This is a genomic window from Vibrio sp. 1078-1, from assembly GCF_033340475.1.
On the sequence record NZ_JAWOWM010000019.1, the window covers coordinates 1 to 16,551 of the forward strand.

At 44.8% G+C, this 16,551-nt stretch carries 22 protein-coding genes; 12 read left to right on the plus strand and 10 right to left on the minus strand.

From position 1 onward, the window contains the following. The 4 genes from R7190_RS22485 to R7190_RS22500 all read right to left on the minus strand — a co-directional run. Positions 1-272, minus strand: a 272-nt coding sequence (locus R7190_RS22485; RefSeq protein WP_318073604.1) for a hypothetical protein, incomplete at its 3' end; no start/stop codon positions are given. Next, positions 265-1,404, minus strand: a complete 1,140-nt coding sequence (locus R7190_RS22490) for a flagellin (protein WP_042521439.1) — start codon at positions 1,402-1,404, stop codon at positions 265-267. The genes R7190_RS22490 and R7190_RS22485, both read right to left, overlap by 8 nt. A 143-nt stretch (positions 1,405-1,547) precedes the next feature. Continuing rightward, entirely contained in the window at positions 1,548-2,450 is a 903-nt protein-coding gene (locus R7190_RS22495) for a Dyp-type peroxidase (RefSeq protein WP_025768264.1), read from the minus strand. Positions 2,451-2,496: 46 nt separating this feature from the next. Continuing rightward, on the minus strand, positions 2,497-2,982 hold the full coding sequence (locus R7190_RS22500) for a DUF2919 domain-containing protein (RefSeq protein ID WP_025768263.1): 486 nt from the start codon (positions 2,980-2,982) through the stop codon (positions 2,497-2,499). A gap of 144 nt (positions 2,983-3,126) precedes the next feature. Here R7190_RS22500 and R7190_RS22505 point away from each other — a divergent pair, with 144 nt between their 5' ends. Together R7190_RS22505 and R7190_RS22510 are read left to right on the plus strand one after the other, a co-directional pair. Next, complete coding sequence (locus R7190_RS22505; protein WP_005380437.1) at positions 3,127-3,480, plus strand: DUF2956 domain-containing protein; 354 nt, start codon at positions 3,127-3,129, stop codon at positions 3,478-3,480. A gap of 3 nt (positions 3,481-3,483) precedes the next feature. Further along, a complete protein-coding gene (locus tag R7190_RS22510; RefSeq protein WP_005380435.1) occupies positions 3,484-3,816 on the plus strand; it encodes a DUF4156 domain-containing protein in 333 nt (110 codons plus the stop codon). 34 nt (positions 3,817-3,850) lie between these two features. Here the strand turns inward: R7190_RS22510 and R7190_RS22515 are convergent, their stop codons facing one another. After that, entirely contained in the window at positions 3,851-4,138 is a 288-nt protein-coding gene (locus R7190_RS22515) for a winged helix-turn-helix domain-containing protein (protein WP_005380433.1), read from the minus strand. 291 nt (positions 4,139-4,429) lie between these two features. Here R7190_RS22515 and R7190_RS22520 point away from each other — a divergent pair, with 291 nt between their 5' ends. The 4 genes from R7190_RS22520 to R7190_RS22535 are packed head-to-tail and all read left to right on the plus strand — an operon-like array spanning position 4,430 to position 6,848. Beyond that, positions 4,430-4,780 carry an ArsC family reductase gene (locus R7190_RS22520; protein ID WP_005380431.1) on the plus strand — a complete coding sequence of 117 codons (351 nt, stop codon included), beginning with the start codon at positions 4,430-4,432 and terminating at the stop codon, positions 4,778-4,780. Between the two features lie 18 nt (positions 4,781-4,798). Next, a complete protein-coding gene (gene dapE, locus R7190_RS22525; RefSeq protein WP_033907099.1) occupies positions 4,799-5,935 on the plus strand; it encodes a succinyl-diaminopimelate desuccinylase in 1,137 nt (378 codons plus the stop codon). A 14-nt stretch (positions 5,936-5,949) separates the two neighbouring features. Next, positions 5,950-6,648 (plus strand): M15 family metallopeptidase, encoded by a 699-nt coding sequence (locus R7190_RS22530; RefSeq protein WP_025768261.1) that lies wholly within the window; start codon positions 5,950-5,952, stop codon positions 6,646-6,648. Further along, the gene (locus R7190_RS22535; protein WP_005380425.1) at positions 6,645-6,848 is read left to right on the plus strand and encodes a DUF2897 family protein; all 204 of its coding nucleotides are present in this window, start codon (positions 6,645-6,647) and stop codon (positions 6,846-6,848) included. The genes R7190_RS22530 and R7190_RS22535 overlap by 4 nt, the downstream gene beginning before the upstream one ends. A 106-nt stretch (positions 6,849-6,954) precedes the next feature. Here R7190_RS22535 and bamC read toward each other — a convergent pair whose 3' ends face one another. Next, entirely contained in the window at positions 6,955-7,974 is a 1,020-nt protein-coding gene (gene bamC, locus R7190_RS22540; RefSeq protein WP_005380424.1) for an outer membrane protein assembly factor BamC, read from the minus strand. An 80-nt stretch (positions 7,975-8,054) separates the two neighbouring features. Next, positions 8,055-8,933 carry a 4-hydroxy-tetrahydrodipicolinate synthase gene (gene dapA, locus R7190_RS22545; protein ID WP_005380422.1) on the minus strand — a complete coding sequence of 293 codons (879 nt, stop codon included), beginning with the start codon at positions 8,931-8,933 and terminating at the stop codon, positions 8,055-8,057. 476 nt (positions 8,934-9,409) lie between these two features. Here dapA and R7190_RS22550 point away from each other — a divergent pair, with 476 nt between their 5' ends. Then, positions 9,410-9,952 (plus strand): glycine cleavage system protein R, encoded by a 543-nt coding sequence (locus R7190_RS22550; protein WP_005380420.1) that lies wholly within the window; start codon positions 9,410-9,412, stop codon positions 9,950-9,952. Between the two features lie 16 nt (positions 9,953-9,968). Then, entirely contained in the window at positions 9,969-10,439 is a 471-nt protein-coding gene (gene bcp / locus R7190_RS22555) for a thioredoxin-dependent thiol peroxidase (RefSeq protein ID WP_005380418.1), read from the plus strand. Between the two features lie 77 nt (positions 10,440-10,516). Here the strand turns inward: bcp and R7190_RS22560 are convergent, their stop codons facing one another. Continuing rightward, complete coding sequence (locus R7190_RS22560; RefSeq protein ID WP_005389843.1) at positions 10,517-11,590, minus strand: AI-2E family transporter; 1,074 nt, start codon at positions 11,588-11,590, stop codon at positions 10,517-10,519. Between the two features lies 1 nt (position 11,591). Next, positions 11,592-11,828: a sulfurtransferase TusA family protein gene (locus tag R7190_RS22565; protein WP_005380414.1), complete on the minus strand. Its 237-nt coding sequence runs from the start codon at positions 11,826-11,828 to the stop codon at positions 11,592-11,594. 257 nt (positions 11,829-12,085) lie between these two features. On the opposite strand from R7190_RS22565, the gene R7190_RS22570 reads away from it, so the two are divergent. The 4 genes from R7190_RS22570 to R7190_RS22585 are packed head-to-tail and all read left to right on the plus strand — an operon-like array spanning position 12,086 to position 14,937. Further along, positions 12,086-13,537 (plus strand): M48 family metallopeptidase, encoded by a 1,452-nt coding sequence (locus R7190_RS22570; RefSeq protein WP_318137613.1) that lies wholly within the window; start codon positions 12,086-12,088, stop codon positions 13,535-13,537. A 16-nt stretch (positions 13,538-13,553) separates the two neighbouring features. Then, positions 13,554-13,904: an arsenate reductase (glutaredoxin) gene (arsC, locus tag R7190_RS22575; protein ID WP_054577599.1), complete on the plus strand. Its 351-nt coding sequence runs from the start codon at positions 13,554-13,556 to the stop codon at positions 13,902-13,904. Beyond that, complete coding sequence (wrbA, locus tag R7190_RS22580; protein WP_053304481.1) at positions 13,905-14,474, plus strand: NAD(P)H:quinone oxidoreductase; 570 nt, start codon at positions 13,905-13,907, stop codon at positions 14,472-14,474. 22 nt (positions 14,475-14,496) lie between these two features. Next, the gene (locus R7190_RS22585) at positions 14,497-14,937 is read left to right on the plus strand and encodes a DUF2069 domain-containing protein (RefSeq protein ID WP_005380407.1); all 441 of its coding nucleotides are present in this window, start codon (positions 14,497-14,499) and stop codon (positions 14,935-14,937) included. 140 nt (positions 14,938-15,077) lie between these two features. Here the strand turns inward: R7190_RS22585 and R7190_RS22590 are convergent, their stop codons facing one another. Further along, positions 15,078-16,286: a DUF2066 domain-containing protein gene (locus R7190_RS22590; RefSeq protein WP_053306713.1), complete on the minus strand. Its 1,209-nt coding sequence runs from the start codon at positions 16,284-16,286 to the stop codon at positions 15,078-15,080. Positions 16,287-16,551 lie beyond the last annotated feature (265 nt).

Genomic DNA, 16,551 nt, shown 5'->3' on the forward strand with positions numbered 1-16,551 from the left:
TGGTGATTTCTCCAATTGATTTTCCGGTGTAGCGGTTTCCGACGTCTCGGAAAACCAAGTAGTTCTCTCAAAGTTACTTTTATTAACGGCGCATACCCTGTTTTCTTTAGAGAAAATTTTAGATTTTTTTGAAAATAATTCGTTTGGAGGGGTAATCGTGACAAAGCGGATAAAAAAGCAAAAAAACTTTCATTTTTTGCTAAAGCTTCTTTTCGAATTGTCGATACAGGCAGGTTTTGCGTTAAATTCGGGCAAGGCCGTTCATCAGCCAAGCAAGGTCAATGCTAGGTTTGGCGCTTGTTTTGCTTGTGCCAGAATAGAAGTACTGACCTGTTGTAAAATCTGTTGCTTCACCATTTGCGTAGTTTCTTTGGCATAGTCAGTGTCTTGGATACGACTGTTGGAAGCGGCTAAGTTTTCGTGGATATTATCTAGATTATTGATCGCGTGATTAAAGCGGTTTTGATACGCGCCTAACTCCGCACGACTGCCATCTACCGTTTTCAAAGCATCATCTAAAATACCGACCGCCATCTGAGCGCCACCGACCGTGCTAATATCAATACTATCTACCGTTCTATTTACGGTGACATACTTGCCAAGTTCTAACTCATCAGCCAGGCCACCACTGAAGGTTGGTCCAGGGTATTTTATGGCGTCCTTGTGGGACATGAGTAACTGCAGTTGCCCCTCTTCATTAACAGACGCTTTCACTTTATCGGTTTGCCCATTAATGTAAGTCGCGAGTTCTTCTATATCATCGCCAGCTTTAGCTTCAATACGGATCTCCTGCTCTTCAAAATTGTTATCACGGTAGCTGATAACAATTTCATTATTTCCGTTTTGAACCGTCCAATCTGAACTGACTCTTTGATATGAGCTCATTGAAAAGCTACCTAAAGATTCCGGCTGCATGGTCCGCAGGCCAATTTGTACCGCTTCACCAGCCGTTGCACCGATTTGAAAAGACGATGTACCGAATGTGCCATTCAGCAATTTACGTCCGCCAAAGGAGGTCGTTTCTGCAATACGACTTAACTCATCATTTAAAGCAGAGACTTCTTCTTGCAGTGCATTGCGCTCCGCTTTGCTGTTTGAACCATTGGCTGACTGTAGCGACAAATCACGCATACGTTGCATGATATTGGTCACCTCATTCATCGCGCCTTCCGCAGTTTGCATGATGGAAATGCCGTCATTCGCGTTACGTACCGCGACATCCAAACCACGCATTTGTGATTGCAAGCGGTTGGAGATTTGCAGACCCGCAGCGTCATCCTTTGCGCTATTAATACGCTTCCCTGAAGACAAACGCTCCATGGATTGGTTCAGCATATCCGTTGCACTGGTCAAATGACGCTGTGCGACAAGTGCTGCTACATTGGTATTAACGGTGATCGCCACGAATAAAGAGTCCTAAAATTAAGGCTTTGAGTACTTATCGACCAAGTAACAGAAAAGTTTAGTGTTTTTTGAAAAGAGATTGGAATAGAAATAGAAAACAAAAGCCCTCCAATTGGAGGGCTTAAGAAATAAAGTCTGAGAACTTACTTGATGGCTAGCTCTGCGAGCATTTCTTGTGAAGGAGCGAAGAAGTACGCACCAGTTACCGCTTTTGTGAAACGAAGCATTTGGTCTGTTTTACCATCTGTCACGCCGTACATACTTTCTAGCATCACTTTAATGTTATGAAGTGTATTGCAGTAAGAAATAAACAGCAGGCCATGAGGCCCTGTTACCGTCCCGTATGGTAAGCTGTGGCGAACAATCTTCAAACCTTTACCTTCTTCTTTGATATCAACTCGACCAACGTGTGATGCAGCAGGAACGTCTTCTAGCTCGATAGAGTCTGGCTTGGTACGACCAATCACTTTTTCTTGCGCTTTGACATTCAATCGATTCCAAGCGGCAAGGTTATGTTCAAAGCGCTGAGCCATAACATAACTGCCTCCAGCAAATGGGCCCTCTTTTACTAGAGCCACATCAGCGCGAGCCTCCCCTTTCGGGTTTTCTGTGCCATCAATGAAGTCTGTCATATCACGAGCATCAAGGTAACGGTACCCATATGTTTCGTCCACAATGGTGACATCTTGTGCCGTCTCTTCTAGGAACTTACGCAACACGTAAAAATGCAAGTCGTGACGAGTCGAGTGACAGTGAATCAGCACATCTATGTCTGTTGCTGGAGCAACGATGTCACCTTCGCCAAGTTGAGTAAAATCAATAAGCTCTTCTGGCGCGTCTACATTAAGGTGTTCCCAAAACGATTTTGTGAATGCGATAGAAAGCGTCAGCGCTGCACCCGGCTGGGTAATGTTTAACTCTTCCACCAACTTTGGCAGTGCTTTCAGTTTTTCTAATACGTTTTCACGGTTTTGGTTCACTTTGAGTTGAGTGTACAGTGCAAATGGCCCGGCTTCTGGCACGATCGCCGTTTGAGCTTGTGACATTGAGGTTTCCTCTATTACTTTGCCCCAGAGTGGGAAGTTATTGTTTTTAATTCTTTGAATGCTGCTGTTCATCGTGCGCCAATTGTGGCACATGAAAACAGTCTTTTACCCATCTTCCATTTAGAAGATAGATCATAAACCAAGCTAATAAGGTAATGGTAAGGGCGTTTGCCCAATTAAACACTCCATGTTCTAGGTACACATGATACATGGTCTGAGCAAGTTGAATACCGCACAAGATCAAAGTGATCTCGCGACCATAGCGAGTAATTCTGTTTACCCATCCTCTGTCGGGATGACGAAGCCCCATTAACCACATAAGAAGCAAACTTGGAATGCCCATCGCCAAACCTAAATACAACGTACTTGAATCTGGGTAAACAATAGCGAGTAGCTTACTGCCACTATCACGACTTACACCAGCCATGGCAAACACCACCCATGAACGCACAAGAAACATCCATCCCACCCATAAAATGATCGGCGCCTTTAAAAATCCATGAGCGTCATATTGGTCAAACGAATAGCGCACAACATCTTCTTCTTTATGTGATAAAAACGTCACTTTAACCTATCGTTTCAGAGTTGCAAGCCAACAAAGATGAGAACTGAAGTTCATTTCAGCACCTTACACAGGTAAACTAAACAAAGATTTACAGCGACGTTGATGAGAAACATGAAAAAAAGAACTCCTGCCACCCCTGTGCCTTCTCAAGAAACACAAGCCGAAGCGATGAGAATTGCTAAATCCACGCAAAAGCCCGGTCAAACCAAAGAGCAAACCAAGCTCATCGCTCAAGGTATCGAAAAAGGCATCGCGCAATATAAGAAACAACAAAAAGAGCGCAACCGCCAAGCCGATAAAGCGAAGAAAAAACAGCAACGTGAAAAACAACGTCAGCATGAAGAGATTATCGAACAAGACAATATCACCGACGATGCGCCAAACCATTCATCAAGCAAACTGCCTTGGACACTACTTGTCCTGAGCTGGATTGGCTTTGCTGCTTACATAGTATTGGGGAAATAGCTAATGAAACGCCTGTTACTTGGACTTTTTGTCGTGCTTCTAACGGGTTGCACGATGCCATCTCACCTTACTCATGCTCAAAGTCAAGATGTTCATATTCGCATTGACGCGCAATTCGACCCTGAGCGATGCGAATACAAAGGCGAAGTCACCGGAAGTGAAGGCCATTGGTATAACTACATTTTCATGACTAATGACGCGATGATGCAAGGCGCGATGAACGATTTAAAAAACAATGCAGCGGCTATCGATGCGGACACCGTTTTTATGGTTTCCCCACAAGATTTTATCACTTCATTTAGCGTACTGGGTTCCGCCTACCGCTGCAATGGATGAGGCCTGAATATGAAAAAAGCCAGCAATTGCTGGCTTATGCACGAAATCCAAGACTGCTAGCGATATCTCTCTCCCGCTCTAGAACCCATTGGCTATCAAAAGGCCCCCAATCTGAAAGTTGATAATAGCCGTCATTATGACGTCGGCCATCTTGAACGAATATGAGTTCAATGCCGATCCCAGGTAACGCCTTGAGTACATCTTGAATAGTACGACGAGGCCACCCCGTTTTTTCGATCAACTTTGGCACATTCGGCCTTTCTAGGTTTTCCACCAACAAGGCCAAATATAGCCGCCTTGCAAAAACAGGACTCAATTCCATTGACACCTCCTAAAATTGTGCTGATTCATTATTTCGTTTTTGCTCAGCGAGGTGTTGCGTTTGATCAATAACTCGACTTTTCCATTTGATTTAGACGAATTTTTATTCGATTTATAGCGCATTCATCGTAAATAAGTTATGTGACATTAGTTATCTCAATCTATCTGAAAATATTTTCCACCGCATTTTGTCAGTTTGATTGCTTCTTGATAGGATGCTTTAACAGCCCAAATCACTTAAGTGCGTCTTAACCGCGCCAGTGAAAAATAGAACAAAGAAAAAGGAAACACTATGTCGATTACCATGTTTGGTATTCCCAACTGCGATACGATCAAAAAAGCCAAGAAATGGTTAGAAGCCGAGGATATTGCTTACGACTTCCATGACTACCGTAAGCAAGGCATTGATGCAGAAATGGTAAGTGAATTTTGTCGCGCTTTAGGTTGGGAACAGGTGCTCAATAAACGTGGCACAACCTACCGCCAATTAGCGCAAGAGCAGAAAGACACACTTAACGAGGAAAACGCCATCGCTCTTTTGGTAGAAAACCCTGCGATGATTAAACGCCCAATTTTAAAAGTGAATGATCAACTTCATATCGGTTTTAAAGCTGATCAATACGCTAGCATTTTCAACTCTTAAATAAAGGAATACTCAAGGATGACAGACAGTCCAGTATTGGCACTTGCTAAAGATCTGATCAGTAGACAGTCCGTAACGCCGGAAGACGCAGGTTGTCAGGATTTGATGATCGAGCGCTTAAAAGCACTCGGGTTTGAAATTGAAGTGATGGTATTTGAAGACACCACGAACTTCTGGGCTCGACGTGGTTCAGAAGCGCCGCTATTTGCGTTTGCTGGCCACACCGATGTGGTACCAGCTGGCAAATTGGAACACTGGAATACACATCCGTTTGAACCGACCATTATTGATGGTTACTTGCATGGCCGCGGCGCAGCTGACATGAAAGGGTCACTCGCCGCTATGGTTGTTGCAGTTGAACGCTTTATCGCCGAAAACCCAGATCACAAAGGCTCAATTGGCTTCTTAATTACGTCGGATGAAGAAGGGCCATTTATCAACGGTACCGTCCGCGTTGTAGAAACGTTGATGGAACGTGGTGAGAACATCGATATGTGTATTGTTGGTGAACCATCCAGCACCGACGTGGTTGGCGATGTAGTGAAAAATGGACGCCGTGGATCCATCACTGGTGATTTAACGGTAAAAGGAACACAAGGCCACGTGGCCTACCCTCACCTAGCCAGCAATCCAGTGCACGAGTCTCTACTCGCGATTCATGAACTCGCGACGACAGAATGGGACAAAGGGAATGATTACTTCCCACCGACTAGTTTCCAGATCCCGAATGTATCGGCTGGCACTGGTGCGTCTAACGTTATTCCTGGCGAGTTCCATGTTCAGTTCAACCTACGTTTTAGTACTGAGCTTAACAATGACGCAATTGTTCAGCGTGTTACCGAAACATTGGACAAGCATGAGCTGGACTACGACCTAAAATGGACATTCAACGGTGACCCATTCCTGACCGATACGGGCGCACTGCTAGACGCGGTTGTAGCTGCTGTGGCTGAAGTCAATGATACGAAGCCAGCGCTACTTACAACTGGCGGTACGTCTGATGGTCGTTTTATTGCTCGAATGGGAGGTCAAGTCGTAGAGTTAGGCCCTGTTAACGCTACGATTCATAAAGTGAACGAGTGTGTGAAAGTCGACGATCTTGAAAAGTTGACGGACATGTACGAAAACACGTTGAAACACCTATTGGCGAAGTAATCAGCGAGAACACAATGACACCAGAGCAACTCACCGGAATCACTGATTCCCATCTTCAATCCACACTAGTGGGGCAAAAGGCATTTATGCTTCACCCTAAAGTAGTCAATGACTTATTGAAGATGATTAATGCCGCAACCGAAGCAGGTTTCAAAATGGAAATCGCCAGTGGTTTTCGTGACTTTAATCGCCAAAAAGCCATCTGGAACGGGAAGTTTTCTGGTGAGTTGCCAATTCTCGACATAAACTCCCGCCCTTTGAATAAAGCAGAGTTAAATGACGAAGAGAAATTGATGGCCATTTTGCGCTGGTCGGCATTGCCCGGAGGAAGTCGTCATCATTGGGGTTGTGATTTTGATGTCTATGCGCGCAATTTATTGCCTGCTGACACCAAACTCAAGTTGGAACCTTGGGAGTATCTTGAAGGCCACCAACAAGCGTTCTACCAATGGTTAAAAGCCAACCTTGGTCGGTTCGGTTTCTTCTTCCCTTATCAGCATGATTTAGGTGGCGTTTCGATTGAGCCTTGGCACATTAGTCACCGCGCTGTCGGGCAGCAATGCCTCGAGCAGTTGACGCTTGATGTACTCAGAAGCCAGTTGATTAAACAAAATCAGACCGACAACATTGCAGGGATTGACGTCATACTGAATAATTTGGATAACGTCGTTGCCAAATTTATTCACAATATCACGCCGCCGGAGGCTCTATGATAGAAATACTAACCAATCCTTGGGTCATTATTATTGTAGTGTTGAGCGTGGTCATTGGTAATATTGCCGCACTCAAATATACCGCAAAAATGAAGTTTGGTCAGATGGATAAAAGCCGTAAGAACGATTTAGATAAGCTGAACACATTGGATAAACAGCGCTACGCTGAAGAAGATAAAAACAAAAACGAGCCTCGTTAGTTACTCACCAGCTTCATCTCGACACATTTAATCTAAACATCAAAAAAGGGACCACTAGGTCCCTTTTCTATCATTAAGTAAACACGCCGCGTTAAGCTCGCTTTGTTTACTGCTTCACTGTTGCAGCCAATACAGGCGCTAGTGATTTCAAAAACTCTTCTTCTACTGGCTTGCCAGAGGAGTCGGTGATATTGATAGACGTACGGTTGCCTAAATCACCAAGTAAGAATGTGTACTTACCAGCGGCTAACTCCACTGGTTTAACGCCGATATCGTTCCAGAATTCATCATCCGGAGATGCATATTTCGCAGTGATTGTGCCCTGAGACTGGCTACGCTCTTCAATCTTAAAGCCCATCTTAGGTAGAATATTAGGCAGACGTTGCCAAAGCATGTTGTATTGCGCACGCGCGATAATCACAGGAAGTCCGCTGCGGTCTTTACCCATTGTGATTGGGATCTGTTTAACCAACTCTTGCGCTTTACGCTGTGCTTCTTCACGCACTTCTTGATCGTAGCGAGCGGTGACCAAGTTCGTCATGAACACATTGTAGCGCTCACGGTTGGTCGCCGTTACTTCTTTCACTTGATTGCCTTCACGCCAGTCAATAAGGCTCACCTTAAAGCCGTGTCGACCATTTGCTTCAGCGCGTACGATTTCATATCGGCTGCCAATTTCTAGCTCTTCATCTGGCGAATCCCAAGTCACCCATCCTGTCTCGATGCGAGAGTCTGTTTGGCTTTCAACTGGAATCTCGTTGGCCGCGACCATGTTTTGCACCGTTTGCCAAACTTTATCTAGTTCATCTTTACGAAGTAGCCAAAGTGTCACTTCACCATCACTACTGCGGTCTAGACGTGCACCGGGAATAAGCTCTAGGACTTGTTGAGGTGGACGAATGTCGACATCTTTACCTACACCACCAGCGTAGTTACCCTGAGGGATCTCGTAGTTAGGGTAAAACTGAGGCTGTGCACCCTGTGGGACATTCCACTCACCCAAATTTGGGGAGTTCAAATACTCGAAGTCATCTTTTGCTTGACGACGTTGATTGGCACCACCTGAACAGGCAGTCAATACGAATACAGCTAATGAACTTAACACTAACTGGCTTGAAAGCTTCATCTATACTCCTAAAACACCGAGGGCGCTTTGGCCCCCAGTATGAACTTCAATCCTAGTAACTCAATCTTAATAGCTCAATCTTAATAAATATGGGCGTCTGTTAGCGCCTGCTCGACGATCGGCTGCGATTTTTCAGAAAGCGTAGTTAAAGGAAGACGCAAACCACCTTCTTCAATCAAACCAAGCTTTTGCGCTGCCCATTTTACTGGGATAGGGCTTGCTTCGATGAAAAGGTTTTTGTGTAGAGTCATCAAGCGTTGGTTAATCGCTTCTGCTTCTTCGTACTTACCTTCACTTGCCAAATGGAACATGTCTGCCATGTCTTTAGCTGCAATATTGTTCGTTACCGAGATAACACCATTGCCGCCAAGTTTCACAAAATCCAGCCCTGTCGCATCATCGCCACTTAGTAAGATAAAATCTTCGCCACAAAGTTCACGATGAATTGCAATTCGTTCCAAATCGCCCGTTGCATCTTTTAGAGCCACGATATTATCAAGCTTTGACAAGCGTGCCACTGTTTCTGGCTGCATATCAACAGCAGTACGGCCTGGTACGTTGTACAAAATTAGAGGCACGTCACTCGCTTCGGCAATTGCCTTGTAATGTAAAAACAAACCCTCTTGAGTTGGTTTGTTGTAATACGGTGTCACACTCAGGAAGCCAGCAATACCAGAATCAGCCAGTAATTTGCTAAATGTTACTGCCTCATGGGTTGCATTTGCACCCGTGCCAGCAATCACAGGGATGCGACCGTCGGCAAACTCAACAGTTTTATTAACGACCTTCACATGCTCTTCAATGGTCAGTGTCGCTGACTCACCTGTTGTGCCTACTGCCACAATACCGTCTGTACCCGCTTCAACGTGGTACTCTACTAGCTTTTGCAGACCGTCAAAGTCTACTTCGCCATCTGCTTTGAATGGCGTAATCAGCGCTACGATACTTCCTGAAAACATGTTTATCTCCCTCATTTAACTCTTTCTGCATGGTACTGTAATGCGATTGAAAAACACAAGAGCGTAAACTCGCTTACAAAGTACAAATGAATGAATAATTATCAGTTGTTAGAGGTCTAGCAACTTAATTGCTCTATTTGGTTTGATTAACGGCAATATTGATAATCGTGTTGGGCTTTCGAGTGACTTTAGAATCTATCAGTGATTTGGAAAATACTGAAGAGCACAAGCAAGGAAAATATACTCTTTGGTCTTGTTAGCCAAGTCAGATCTAAGTGAATAAAACGGCCAGACAATAGGCAAGCACATCATGCAAACGTTTTGTTTATCCTATAGCCTGCATTTACTGTTTATTTCCCACCACTCCCCTCAAGCTCCGACTGCTTTTTTATGGACTAAAAAAGAACTGGCTCGATATTTCTTCGCAATATCTGTGCTAACATCTCTCTATTGAAGAAAGGACAAGAAGCTCATTTATGAAGCAACATCTGGTACTTACAGCAGTTGGAACGGACCGTCCAGGCATTTGTAACCAAGTCGTACAGCTCGTTACTCAAGCTGGTTGTAACATAGTCGATAGCCGTATCGCTATCTTTGGCAGCGAATTTACGCTGATCATGCTCCTGACTGGGAACGCCAGCAGCGTGACTCGAGTTGAAACACAATTGCCCCTGCTTGGCCAAGAACATGACCTTATTACGATCATGAAACGCACAGCGGCGCACGAACTGCTCGATAACAGCTACACCATGGAAGTGTTTATTGAGTCTGAAGACCGCCCTGGGTTAACTGAAAAATTTACTAAGTTCTTCGCTGATCAGCAGATTGGTTTAGACTCTCTTAGCGCGCAAACCATCAGCAAGTCGAAAATTCAACTCGATTCTGACCAGTTTCACATTGCGATTACTGCATCTGTAAGCGCGGATTTTAATTTGATGCAGTTACAAGAAGACTTCGATGAACTTTGTAAGTCGCTCAACGTACAAGGTTCTCTGAATTTCATTAAAAACACACTATAAAGTAAAGGAAATCAAAATGAATACGCTGACAGCAGGCTCGCCAGCGCCAGCCTTCTCTTTGCTCGACCAAGACGGAAATACCGTTTCTCTTGAAGACTTTAAAGGCAAGAAAGTACTTTTCTACTTTTACCCTAAGGCGATGACGCCGGGTTGTACTACACAAGCAAAAGGCCTTCGTGACATCAAAGCTGAACTCGATGCACATAACGTGGTGGTACTCGGCGTAAGCATCGACCCTGTAAAGCGTCTAGGCAAGTTCATCGAGCGCGATGATTTAAACTTCACTCTGCTTTCTGATGAAGACCATGCCGTTGCTGACCAGTTCGGCGTTTGGGGCGAAAAGAAATTCATGGGCAAAGTATACGACGGTCTTCACCGCATTAGCTTTCTGATCAATGAAGAAGGCGTGATCGAACATGTGTTCAACAAGTTCAAAACCAAAGATCACCACGAAGTCGTATTAAACTACTTAAACGAAAACGCTTAAACGCTATTGTTTTTCTACAAACAAAAAGCCCAGCAAACTGCTGGGCTTTCTTGTAACCATCGTACCTTTGGTAACAACTACTCTTGTTCGACAGGTTCGTTTTCTTCCGTGCTTGGTAATGCATGCCATACGGCTTTGACTAATGTCGCTAAAGGAATGGCGAAGAACACCCCCCAAAAACCCCACAGCCCACCAAAGACTAATACAGCCACAATGATAGCAACTGGGTGTAAGTTTACTGCCTCGGAAAACAGAACAGGAACCAACACATTACCATCCAGCGCCTGGATAATACCGTAAGCAAGCAACAACCAATAAAACGGAGGCGTTAAACCCCATTGGAACAAACCAACGATAGCAACAGGTACAGTAACAGCCGCCGCACCGATATAAGGAATCAAAACCGACAGACCAACAGCTACGGCAAGCAACGCCGAGTAACGAAGATCTAAAAGGGCAAAAGTCACGTAGCTCACACCGCCCACGATTAAAATCTCTAACACTTTACCGCGAATGTAATTTGATATCTGCTCGTTCATTTCATGCCAAACTTTATTCGCCAATTTACGGTTTTTCGGCAGAATACCACTTGCGATTCGCAGCATTTCTTCTTTGTCTTTAAGCAAAAAGAAGATAAGGAGTGGCACTAAGATCAAATATACCGCTAGCGTTGCAATGCTAACTAATGAAGCAAGCGACCCTTTGACGACACTTTCACCCAGCCCCAGTGCTTGGTTTTTGGCGTTCGTCACCACGGTTTCTACTATTTCTAAATTGGCTAGTTCAGGATGGCGCTCTGGCAATGTGACAATAAACTTTTGTAGCCCGTTGTACATGTTCGGAATATCGTTAATTAGATTACCGACCTGAGTCCAAATCGTCGGAACCAAGCCAAACAACGCAATTAACATTAACCCGACAAAGACCAAGATCACGATAATAACCGACAAAGTGCGCGGCACGCCCATACGACACATTTTGACAACTGGCCATTCAAGTAGATAAGCCAAAACGATCGCGACAAGTAATGGCGCAATCAAGTGTCCAAAGAAGTAAATGGTGATAAAGCCAAACAGCAAGATCGCGACGAGACTTACTGCGTGAGGGTCAGAGAAACGTCGTTTATACCAACGACTAACCATTTCAAACATCTTATGCGGATTCCTTATTGAAGACAGTCAATGTGTAGTGCTCTGATGTAGATTGGCAATCAACCGAGTACCCTTGGGCACTAAGATAGTTCACAATGTCTCGTTTAGAGCTGTTGTCCACCACTTGAATGACAAGTTGATGATACTGCTTTGCTTCTCCTTGAAAGACCTCAGCAGCATGACGCTTTGCAAGTAACAGTGCCATAGGACAACGTTGCTCACGCAAATCAAGTAACATGGATTCCATTGTATTGCTCTGCACTTATGATAGGGTTGTATTGTAACGGCTTTTTGAGCTGGTGCTAGCACTTCTGACATGATTTAACCACATGCTGAAATAGCTCGGATATAAAATAATTTACGAAACCAATTCATTTATTTCCGGTCTTACTGTTAGCTTATATCCTCACGGATAACCAAAACGTATGTGGCGCTGTTAATGGGCTCTCGACCTGTAACCACATGCTTATGTATTTTGGAGAACCTTTTAAACGTATGTTAAAACGCACTCGCTCGCTAGTTTGCTTATGTCTTGCTGCTGCCATCAGTTCGCCGACAACTTATGCCAATAGCATTGACTTGCCAGACATTGGCACAGCTGCTGGTGGCACGCTTTCAATAGACCAAGAGTTGATTTATGGCGACGCCTATATGCGTATGCTCAGAGCCAGTAAACCTATCGTTAATGACCCTGTCATCAATGAATATATTGACTCTCTTGGGCACAAATTAGTGGCCAATGCGAATGATGTAAAAACGCCGTTCCACTTCTTTATGATTCGCGACCGTAATATCAACGCGTTCGCGTTTTTTGGTGGCTATGTAGCGCTGCATTCTGGGTTGTTTCTTCATGCTCGTTCAGAAAGTGAGCTGGCCTCTGTTGTCGCTCACGAGATAGCGCACGTCACACAACGTCATCTTGCTCGGAGTATGGAAGAACAAGCACGCCGCTCTCCGGCCACATTAGCCGCACTTGCGGGGGCACTACTGCTTTCAATTGCCTCACCCGAAGCGGGGATGGCTGCAATTACAGCAGCAACCGCGGGCAACATGCAAAGTCAAATCAACTACACTCGTGCAAACGAAAAAGAAGCGGATCGCTTTGGTATTTCGACACTAGCAAAAGCCGGTTTTGATGTTCAAGCAATGCCAAGGTTTTTTGGCCGTCTTGCTGATGAGTATCGTTATGCGAGTAAACCGCCACCAATGCTCCTGACTCACCCTCTGCCTGAAGATCGAATTACCGATAGCCGTGCGCGAGCAAGAACCTATCCTCCAATGCGTGTTGTGCCTTCAATAGACTATCATCTAGCTCGCGCGCGCATTGTGGCTCGTTACGCTGGCATTGATGGACAAGCCGCCCTGAGCTGGTTTGAGAGAATCCAAAAGAAAGCCTCTGCGGACATTACACCTGCTTTTGATTATGGTCGAGCACTCGTGCATTTAGACAATAAACGCTTATCTCAAGCGGAACCAATTTTGAAAAAGTTACTGGAACAAGACCCAAGTAACCCGTTTTACTTGGACGCTATGACGGATTTATACATCGAGAAGAAGCAGCCAGAAAAAGCAACCGAGATGCTCCGCAAAGCGTTATCTCGTAACCCTCAAAATAAAGTATTGACCATTAACTACGCCAATGCGCTACTTGAGGACAATAAAAACGATCAAGCCACGCGAGTTCTTCAAAGATACACTCATGACTATCCTGAAGATACAAATGGCTGGCACCTAATATCGAAGAGCTACCACGCGCTGGGGCGTAGCGATGAAGAGTTGGCTGCTCGAGCAGAAATTTTGGCATTGCGAGCAAATTGGAATAAAGCGATTCAATATTATAGTGAAGCAAGTAAAATGGCCAAGTTGGGCAGCTTAGAGCAAGCGCGATACGATGCCCGTATCGACCAACTCATGATCCAAAGAGATCGATTCATGGCATTACAATAACGAAATGGAGAAAACCATGTCAGTCGTGATTTATCACAACCCTCGTTGCTCAAAGAGCCGTCAAACACTTGAACTGCTTGAGCAAAATGGTGTTACACCGGAAGTCGTCAAATACCTAGACACACCACTTAACGTGGATGAACTAAAAGCGCTGTACGCCCAGCTTGGCTTTTCATCTGTACGTGAAATGATGCGCACTAAAGAAAGTGAATATAAAGAGCTTGGCTTAGGCGAAGACTCCGTCAGCGATGAGCAATTATTCGAAGCAATGGCGAAAAATCCAAAGTTGTTTGAGCGTCCGGTAGTCGTTGCTAACGGCAAAGCAAAAATTGGTCGCCCACCAGAGCTAGTGTTGGATATTTTATAAATGGATTGCCAGATCCTTATTTTGTATTTCAGCCGTCATGGCTCGACAAAACAACTGGCAAGACAAATAGCAAGAGGAGTCGAATCGACTCCTCAATGCCATGCAATTTTGCGTACAGTTGAAGAACTGTCACCTCACTCACACTCCCCTTCTGATCCAATTGTTACTCTAGAGGAACTAAAAACGTGCGACGGTCTAGCGTTTGGCAGTCCCGTCTGGTTTGGCAACATGGCTGCGCCTTTAAAGCACTTCTGGGATCAGACTACATCTTTATGGGTCAGTGGTGACTTAATCGATAAGCCTGCTTGTGTCTTTACCTCTTCGTCCTCAATGCATGGTGGTCAAGAAACAACGTTACAAAGCATGATGACCCCTTTATTGCATCATGGGATGATGGTTTTGGGCATTCCTTATTCCGAGCCAGAGTTACACACTACTCAGTCCGGAGGCACTCCGTATGGCGCCAGCAGTGTAGGCCATGAGGCAACCCTAAGCAGTGAAGAGATTCGCCTGGCACAACAATTAGGCAAAAGGCTGGCAACTGCAGCGTTAAAACTAAAAGTCTGTTAGTAAAATCAAGGATAGTTAATCGATGTCTGACTCTTTAGACCAAACACCACTCGGTACACAGGCTAAAACCTATCGTTACCTGGCTTTATTTGGCAACTTAGCCTTATTAGCCTGGGTCGCTATTTGGCAGCTTGCGTTATCCCCTCACCCTCACCTCAGCAGCACAACACTTGCTATTGCTTGGTGTATTCCGCTACTACTTCCGTTGCCTGGTATTTTAGCTGGTAAGCCTTACACTCATGCTTGGGCTAACTTTGTTCTTATGCTGTATTTCTTGCATGCGCTGACCATCCTCTATGTGGATGGGGGTGAACGCTGGCTTGCGGCAGTGGAACTGATACTGACTTCACTCGGTTTCGCTGGCAATATTTTGTTTGCTAGAGCGAGAGGCAAAGAGCTAGGCCTTAAGTTGAAACGCCTCTCTCAAGTAGAAAAAGAAGAAAAAGCGAAATTCAATAAATAACGCCAATCGCAGTCAATCACTGATCATTGGTTCGAATACGAATTTAGAAAACAAAAAGAGTCGCTATTGCGACTCTTTTTTATGCTTACCACATTGGTGTTTGACCCTTGCGTTTCACGCCTGGAACGCTACCAAGGCGATTACGATGCCGAGCGCCACTCGTAGATCAAGTCATACTGTTCTCGGACAGGCTCCACAATCATCGGCTGAGTTGGTTGTGTTTCGTCACTTGCTTCTGCCACAACATTTACTGGTACTTCAGGCTGCGCTTCTTTTGGCGTCGCGGCGTCTTTTGCTTCATTACTCTGAACCAATGGCTCTTCTTCTTGAGTTGAAGCTGGGGCATCAACTTCACCTATAGGATCTTCAAAAACCATTAATTGAGAAATAGAAGAAGCTTCTTTCTCAAAAGCTTGTTGTGATGCCAAAAGGTGGATGTTGAGCGTTAACTCGTCCCCTTGAACACGCTTAATCTCTGTACCCGCAACCGAATTAAGTTGTTTTAGCGCATTCTCTAAACGGAAGAAGTCCGTGGCAGAGGTTACATTAAGGACTTTCACTGCTAGCGCCTTTGAAGACTTTCCTGAAACCACAACTGCACTCTTACTTGCATAGTAGTCTGCGATGCCATCCACCATTTCTGCAATAGCATTAGCACCTGATGCAGACCCGCTACGCGGAGAACGTTGCGCTTCTACAATTCTCGTTGGCGACTGGTCGTAGAGTGTCCAACGAATTTGTTCACCTTGAGCTCGTACAACCAAAACGGCGTCAGCTGGGTAGCGCTGGCTGGCTTGACCAATTGGCTCAATAAAGCCGCCCCAAAGATCAGAGACATTAACACCGGTTACATCATCAAAGTCCCCAACCGGGATAGTGATTGGTAGGCCTCTTAATTTCGCTGCGCTACGAAGTGCTGCAACATTTGAAGATTCAGAGTGCTCCCACGCGATGTTACGATCGTAACCCTGTTCTTCAACCATCCAAACTAAAATATTGGCACGATTTGGCGACCAAGATGGCAATTGTGCTTGTGTTAAAAGAGAGCTGATTTGGTCGTTGTTAAACAACATTTTTAGGCTCGCTTTTCCATCAACCTGCCCATAGCTCAGTTGAGAAATGTAACGCGCACTTGAGCTAAGTGCCTTTTTAATCACTGGATTGCTTAAAGAGGATTGAGAACCGGTCGCTCGAACAATCACATCCTGCATACCTTGTTGACGAGCCAAAGACTCACCGTCGTTCTGCTCACTGTCGATAACCACTTCGGCACGATAGATATCCACCTGAGTTAATGCATATACTGGTAGGGACAACCAACCTATCAGTAAGAGAGCTAAATAGCGCATAGTTTTTATAATCCTCTGAACAAGAACCCGAATAATAAGCAACTATCAAATCTTGAGCAAGGTAAGTACTGAGTAAATTGTCTGTATTATGACCAGCTTTGTTAACTCGGGCCTCAACCAGCGCTTCAGTGCTATTTTTTATAATAAACTCATTGCTTATTAAGCTATCTCAACAAGTTAGGCTGTCCATTTTTCATCTTCACGCAAGACACGTAAAAGAGGACAATTTGCAAGCAAGCAACTCTCAAAAGTGCTATTTATGGGA